Origin of the sequence: Thalassospira sp. UBA1131 (genome assembly GCF_002311515.1) — a bacterium.
Classification (GTDB): Bacteria; Pseudomonadota; Alphaproteobacteria; order Rhodospirillales; family Thalassospiraceae; genus Thalassospira.
In genome coordinates this window covers 77,658-81,046 of the sequence record NZ_DCAO01000065.1, presented here as the reverse complement: position 1 = coordinate 81,046, position 3,389 = coordinate 77,658, and the positions used below count along the sequence as shown (strand labels likewise).

Here is a 3,389-nt window from a genome sequence, read left to right as displayed (position 1 = left end):
GCGGGTTTGGCACCGCATCTGATTGCCCTTGATGGTCATCCGGTCACACCGCATGTGCCAGACCTGCCGGTCTTTTTGTTCGCACCGGGCATGCGGGCTGATTTTATTGTTGATGTCCCGCCCGATGCCAGTGGCCAGTTTTCCCTGATCGACCGTTTTTATGACGGGCTAGAAAACCCGTTGGCAAACCTTCGGGTTGCTGGGGATCCGCTGCGCAGTGATGTTGCGCAAACCAGCATGACCTTGCCCGATAACCCGTTGCCGGAACCCGATCTGCAAAATGCCCGGCGTGAACAGCTGCTTTATACCGGCGGCATGATGGGCGGTGGTGTGCTGCGTCATCTTGTCGAAACCGGCAAGATTGATGCAGGCTTCCTTGGTGAAGTGCGTGGTATGGCGCAGTCGATGATGGGCATGATGACCGGCGGTGGCATCTGGATGGTCAATGGCCGCGATCCTGAACGGGATGAGCTTGGCCCGCTATTTTCACTTGGCCGCGGGGAAAGCTGTGTCGTGACCGTGACCAACGCGACGGCCTGGTATCACCCGATCCACCTGCATGGTCATGCCTTCCGGGTGCTTTCACGCGACGGGCAACCGACCCGCTATCAGGAATGGCAGGATACCGTCCTTCTTGCCCCGGCAGAACAGGCCGAAATCGCCTTTGTTGCCGACAATCCCGGCGACTGGATGCTTCATTGTCACATTCTCGAACACAAATTTGGCGGCATGTCCGGCTTCATCCGGACCGCCTGACCGCCCCAATGCTGCAATCGAAAAACGACAGGATCAAAACCATGAAACGTTTCTTTGCATTTATGCTGACCCTAGGCCTGGCAACGATGAGTTTGACCGGCCACAGCCACGCCAATCCACTGCAGGCAAAAGTCTACAAGGATCCCAATTGCGGCTGCTGTGCGATCTATGCCGATTATCTTGTCGCGCGGGACTATGAGGTCGAAGTGATCGAAAGCGATCAGGTTGTTCAGATGTCACACATGATGGGGATTCCCGAAGAAATGCAGGGCTGCCATCTGACCATGATCGAAGGCTACGCCATTTCCGGTCATGTCCCGTTTGAAACCATCGACCGCATCTTGGCAGAACGCCCTGAGGCCAAGGCATATACCCTGCCAGGCATGCCGATGGGCTCGCCCGGTATGGGCGGGGTCAAGAATGCCCCGTTCGAAGTCTATCAGATCAAGGACAACACCGCCGAGGTCTACGACATCCGCTAACCGCCTGTAAGGCCCGGCTCCGGTGAAGGGGCCGGGCCTTATAAGGCGAAATTATGCGTGACATTGCCCTTAAAGTTGCGCACAGGGCTTGCGATCTCGCCGCTATAGGCACACACTCTATGTATCGCCTGCTGGGAGTCCTTTGATGCTCCTCGCTTGCAAGTTGTACATATTCGACTGACCCGAAAGTGGTAGGTATCAGCGCTTGGAAATTTGCTGCGGCGCGGTAAGATTGAGGCAGGATCTGAGCAAGGCTCGTAACGACCTTCGCCCGATCTTTGGAAACGTAATCAGGATTAATCGGAGGATCTCATGACCGACGTCGTAATTGTGGGTGCCGCACGGACACCAATCGGCGCATTCAGTGGCACGCTGGCCAATACACCGGCGCACGATCTGGGTGCTATTGCCATCAAGGCTGCACTCGAACGCGCAGGTGTCGAAGGCGATGCTGTTGACGAAGTGATCCTTGGTCAGGTCCTGACAGGTGGTCAGGGGCAGAACCCGGCACGCCAGGCCGCCATCGGTGCGGGCATCTCTGATCGTACAACCGCGTTTCTGATCAACCAGGTTTGCGGTTCGGGCCTGCGCACGGTTGCCCTTGCGGCACAGCAGATCATGACCGGGGACGCCAATATCGTCGTTGCCGGTGGTCAGGAAAACATGTCGCTTTCAACCCATGTCGCGCATCTGCGCGCCGGGCACAAAATGGGCGATGTCAAATTCATCGACAGCATGATCAAGGACGGCCTGTGGTGTGCGTTCAACGGCTATCACATGGGCAACACCGCCGAAAACATTGCCAAGAAATGGGGCATCTCCCGCGAAGAGCAGGATGAATTCGCCGCCGCCTCCCAGAACAAGGCTGAGGCCGCCCAGAAAGCCGGTCGCTTCAATGATGAAATTGCCCCGGTGACCATCGCGCATCGCAAGGGTGAAACCATCTTTGATGCTGACGAATATCCGCGTCACGGTGCCACCGTCGACGGCATGGCCAAACTCCGCCCGGCCTTTGATAAGGAAGGCACGGTGACGGCTGGTAACGCATCGGGCATCAATGATGGCGCGGCCGCCCTTGTCGTTATGTCGGCGGCTGAGGCCTCCAAGCGTGGCCTGACCCCGCTTGCGACGATCAAAAGCTGGGCGACGGCGGGTGTTGATCCGGCGATCATGGGGTCCGGCCCGATCCCGGCCTCGAAAAAGGCGCTTGAAAAGGCCGGCTGGTCGGCAGCCGACCTTGACCTGATTGAAGCCAACGAAGCCTTTGCCGCCCAGGCGATTGCGGTTAACCGCGACATGGGCTGGGATACCGATAAGGTCAACGTCAATGGTGGTGCGATTGCGCTCGGCCATCCGATCGGTGCCTCCGGCGCCCGTGTCTTTACGACATTGCTGCATGAAATGCAGAAACGCGATGCCAAAAAAGGTCTGGCGACGCTCTGCATTGGTGGTGGTATGGGGGTTGCGCTTTGCGTTGAACGCTAAGCGACCTTTTGCCGGAAAATAACATATGTGGGGCGTCCTCTTAATGGGGATGCCCCGTTTGCATTGATGCAGAATTTGCTGCAGTGCGACGAAAGACTAAGCGCTTTTGTAGAATTCGAGGATGGAGAAGTAATAAAGTTACGTATATAACGCAATTTATGGATTAAAGTTACGCAAGTCGTAGAAGGGCAAGCTACGGAAATCGCGATGATGACACGTTTGATGAACGAAGTTTAGGGAGGCGACCATGACAAAAACAGCACTGGTAACCGGTGGAACACGCGGGATCGGCAGGGCAATCAGTCTGTCACTCAAGGACGCGGGCTACACCGTTGTGGCGAACTATGCTGGCAATGACGAGGCCGCCAAGGCCTTCACCGATGAAACCGGCATTGCGACCTATAAATGGAGTGTGGCCGACGCCGATGCGTGTGCCGCTGGCATCGCCAAGGTCGAAGCCGAAGTCGGCCCGATTGATATTCTGATCAACAATGCCGGCATCACCCGCGACGGTTTCATGCACAAGATGGAGACCGAGCACTGGAACGCGGTGATCGACACCAACCTGAGCTCGCTCTTTTACATGACCAAACCGGTTCTTGAAGGCATGCGTGCACGCGGCTTTGGCCGTGTCGTCAATATTTCCTCGATCAACGGCCAGGCCGG

At 56.8% G+C, this 3,389-nt stretch carries 4 protein-coding genes; all 4 read left to right on the top strand.

The window, feature by feature from the left end; translation table 11 throughout:
- Positions 1-756: multicopper oxidase family protein (locus B3Z49_RS10235; protein ID WP_296990550.1), on the top strand; the 756-nt coding region annotated here is incomplete at its 5' end.
- Positions 757-797: 41 nt separating this feature from the next.
- On the top strand, positions 798-1,238 hold the full coding sequence (locus tag B3Z49_RS10230; RefSeq protein WP_296990548.1) for a DUF411 domain-containing protein: 441 nt from the start codon (positions 798-800) through the stop codon (positions 1,236-1,238).
- A gap of 312 nt (positions 1,239-1,550) precedes the next feature.
- Entirely contained in the window at positions 1,551-2,723 is a 1,173-nt protein-coding gene (locus B3Z49_RS10225; RefSeq protein WP_120224322.1) for an acetyl-CoA C-acetyltransferase, read from the top strand.
- Between the two features lie 247 nt (positions 2,724-2,970).
- Positions 2,971-3,389 (top strand): SDR family NAD(P)-dependent oxidoreductase (locus tag B3Z49_RS10220; RefSeq protein WP_296990547.1); only part of this gene is annotated, 419 nt, incomplete at its 3' end.

Coding starts and splice junctions, on each gene's coding strand:
- B3Z49_RS10230 (WP_296990548.1), top strand. CDS start 798: ATGAAACGTTTCTTTGCATTTATGCTGACCCTAGGCCTGGCAACGATG.
- B3Z49_RS10225 (WP_120224322.1), top strand. CDS start 1,551: ATGACCGACGTCGTAATTGTGGGTGCCGCACGGACACCAATCGGCGCA.